Source organism: Mycobacterium talmoniae (assembly GCF_001854525.1).
Lineage (GTDB): Bacteria > Actinomycetota > Actinomycetes > Mycobacteriales > Mycobacteriaceae > Mycobacterium > Mycobacterium talmoniae.
In genome coordinates this window covers 1-3,471 of record NZ_MLQM01000284.1, presented here as the reverse complement: position 1 = coordinate 3,471, position 3,471 = coordinate 1, and the positions used below count along the sequence as shown (strand labels likewise).

Genomic DNA, 3,471 nt, shown 5'->3' with positions numbered 1-3,471 from the left:
CGACACAGGCCCACCCGACACACCTTCGCCCGCGTCGTCGGCCAGGTCCTGATCCGACCCGCTCAACGCCTGGTAGGCGGCCCGCGCGAGCTCGCCGGCGCTGCCGTAGCGCTCGTGCGGGTCTTTGGCCATGCCCCGCGCGATCACCTCGTCGAAGGATTCCGGGACGATGCCCAGCCGCAATTGGCTGGGGCGCGGGATCGGCCGCATCAGGTGCGAGGTGATCAGCATCCGGGCGTTGTCACCGCGATACGGTGACCATCCGGTCAAGCATTCGTACAGCACGCAGGCCAACGAATAAACGTCAACTCGGTGGTCCGGTGTGGCGTCCCCGAACCGTTCCGGAGCCGAATATTTAAAAGTGCCCGCCGCGTCGCCCACCTGGGTTGCGCCGTCCAAACTGGCGGCATCGGCGATACCAAAATCGACCAAATACGCGAAATCGTCGCGGGTGACCAGAATATTTTCCGGTTTGACGTCGCGATGGATTACCCCCGCGGTGTGCGCCGCATCCAGCGCCAATGCCACCTGACGCACAATGCCCACCGCCCGGGTCGGCGGCAGTGGACCCAGCTCTTTCAACATGGCGGACAAGTCGGTGCCGTCGATAAGGCGCATATCCAAAAACAGCTGCCCATCGATCTCGCCGTAATCGTGGATCGGCACCACGTGCGGGTCTTGCAGGCGCCCGGCGGTGCGCGCTTCGCGCTGCAGCCGCTCACGGAACGCCGGATCGTGGCTCAACACCGGGGACAGGAGCTTCAAGGCCACAACCCGCTGCTTAACCGTGTCCTGGGCCTCATACACCTCGCCCATTCCGCCACGGCCGATCAACCGGGTGAGGTTGTAGTGCCCAAACTGTGACCCCACCCGTGAACCGCGTGCGGTGTCGCTCATCGCCGACTCCTTAAGCCAACCCCACGTCCGCGCCGACGGCGGCGAGCCAACCCCACTCGCCCACCATCGCCGCAATACTCCGGCAAATTATGACGGCAGAACCCCGGCACGTTCGTCAGACGGTAACGGTAGCAGCCGACCGTTCCACCCCGCCGATTACGGTGACTGCCAACGCGGTGGGTCTGCCTGCGTTGTCGACCTGTGGGCCGCCGCGCGGGACGGCCAGTACGTCTGGATCCATGAGCACGGTGGGAGTGAACGCAATGAGCCTGGTCATCTCCGATCACGAACGGGCGGCGCTGGCCGCGGTGACACAGTTCCCGCTGTTGGCCGCGATCACCGGGCGGCGATCACGGCGATTCCCGGTCGGCGGGCAGATCCCCGCCGGCGCGCTGGCGTTCACCAGCCGACGCCCGGTCCAGCCGTTATCGGAGGTCGAGCGGGCGCTGGTGCTGTCGGCGACCGGCGGCGTCACCGGGTGGCACTACGGCATCACCCACCACCCCGGCTACGCGCCGCGGCTGCCCAACTACTCCGGCAGTGCAACCGGCCGCACCTTCCCGTCGGCGGCGGGTTTCCACACCAGCCAACTGTTCTTCACCGACGACTCCGGAACTTATCTGCTGCCCACCCGCGACCAGGCCCCGCGCGCATTCGACGGCATCGAGGAATGGATCGGCCACACCGCGGAATCGTATGTTCGCATTTCGGATTCGCGGCTGGAACTTCCTCGCGAAGAGCCCTACATGGAGGGGCACAACACCTGGATCGGCAATCACCCGGGCAGCCTGCTGGCGTTTCCGGTCGCCGACCTCGCCGAGCATCTGATGGAAAACCTGTGGTTCTTCGCCGCCAACGGCTACCGCATTTTCGACGACATCAACCATCGCCAGATCGGCGGCACCGAATCCTTTACCGGGCTGCGCCACGGCGACGACCCGATCCCGCTGTCGTTTGTGGAGCAGTACACGCTGACCGAAGCGAGCGCGGAACTTGCCATCGCCGCGAACAACGGGATGCTGGCCCTGCAGGCGATCGGGCTGGGCGGCTGGATCTACGACGGGCTGGACCGACTGTCGGTGTTGGGCGGTTCCGGTGACCCCAAGGCGCCGGGGTTGGGTTTCGTCGCCGACAGCGACGACCGGTGGCCGTTCCCGAACGCCACCGGGCTGCCCGGATACTTCGAGACGCTGAGCCCACCGCATGTGCCGTCGGTGGCGGCCGGCGTCGAGAAGCTCGTCGCGCGCAAGTTCGGTTCCGGCGGGCCATTCCACCCCGACACCGCCGGTCCCTGGTCGGACACACCCCGGGTGCGGGCGTCCGCGCTGCCGCCCGACGCCATTCAGGAGCTGGTCACGCTCGAGGCGACCTACATCTACGACACGTTCGGCAAGCTGCCCGGCACGGTGCCGACCGTGCACGTGCTGATGTATCTGCAGGCCCAACACCTCGACCTCGACTTCTATGATGAGCTCTTTGCTCCTGGCGCGTACTTGGCGACGCACGCCGAACACCAGGCCCGCTGGCATGCGTCGTGCTGACGCGGCGCGGCCAAACAGTCCTAGTGCGATCACACCTGCGGGATGCCGAGTTCCTCGAGCCAGCGCTGGAACTCGATCAGCGGGAGGTCGGCGGGGCGGATGTAGAGGGCCAGGCGCGATTCCAGCGGCGGCAGCAGCCAGGGCCGCTGGCTTTCGATGACCACCCGATCCTGCGCTTGCAGCGTGTCCTCGAAGGTGAGGTAGCGTTCGTCGCCCGCCGGATCGAGGTCAAAGTCACGCGCCGTCAGCAGGTAAACATGGGAGCGGTCGGTGTCGACCGGCTGGACCGCCATGAAGATCACGTAGGTGCCGGTGGCGCTGCGCTTGACGAGGCGGATGGAGGTCGGGGTGGCGGCATTCCGGTAGTTGACGGTCTCGCAGATGCCAGTACCCATCGATGACAGGGTGCCCGGCTGCTCCACGGAATACGAAGTGATGAGGTAGTCGCCTTCCCGATGGGCCTCGTGGTCTGGGGCTTCGGGCGTGTCGGGATCGCCGAGCAGGCCCGGATGCACCCAGCCGAAGTGTGTGTCATCGAGCGCACCCATGACGACCCGCGGCGCACTGGCCCGCCACGGCTCGTAGGTGCGCGGGGCCGTGACGCGGAATGCCGGGTCGCTGAACTCAGGGAGTTCGGGGATCGCCGCCGCCTCCGGGGTCTCCAGGCAGACCCAGATCAGCCCGTAACGCTCCTCGGTCGGATAGCTCGCGACCTGGGCGCCGCGAGGGATCGGCGCGCCCCGGCGAGCGGGAATGTCGACGCAGCGCCCACCACCGTCGTAGGCCCAGCCGTGATAGGAGCAGCGAAGCGCGTGGCCGTCGACGACTTCCCCCAAAGACAGCGCCGCGCCGAGGTGGCGGCAAACGTCGTCGAGACAGGCCGGCCGGCCCCGGAGCCTGGCCAGCACGAGTGGGCGGCCGAGCAGCTGCACCCCGACCGGCCGATCCAGCAGTTCGGCGGCGGTCAGCACCGCGTGCCAGCGGTTGGCGAGCGCGGCGCGAAATCTATCGGCTGCCACCGAGATCTCCACGG

The 3,471-nt window shown here is 67.3% G+C and carries 3 protein-coding genes; 1 reads left to right on the top strand and 2 read right to left on the bottom strand.

Features of this window, described 5'->3' with window-relative positions:
• On the bottom strand, positions 1 to 897 hold an 897-nt coding region (locus BKN37_RS26435), incomplete at its 3' end, for a serine/threonine-protein kinase (RefSeq protein WP_131823712.1).
• A gap of 263 nt (positions 898 to 1,160) precedes the next feature.
• On the opposite strand from BKN37_RS26435, the gene BKN37_RS26430 reads away from it, so the two are divergent.
• Positions 1,161 to 2,438: a hypothetical protein gene (locus tag BKN37_RS26430; protein WP_071030196.1), complete on the top strand. Its 1,278-nt coding sequence runs from the start codon at positions 1,161 to 1,163 to the stop codon at positions 2,436 to 2,438.
• Positions 2,439 to 2,467: 29 nt separating this feature from the next.
• Here BKN37_RS26430 and BKN37_RS26425 read toward each other — a convergent pair.
• A partial coding sequence (locus tag BKN37_RS26425) for an aromatic ring-hydroxylating oxygenase subunit alpha (protein WP_165618405.1) occupies positions 2,468 to 3,471 on the bottom strand: 1,004 nt, incomplete at its 5' end.

Coding starts and splice junctions, on each gene's coding strand:
- BKN37_RS26430 (WP_071030196.1), top strand. CDS start 1,161: ATGAGCCTGGTCATCTCCGATCACGAACGGGCGGCGCTGGCCGCGGTG.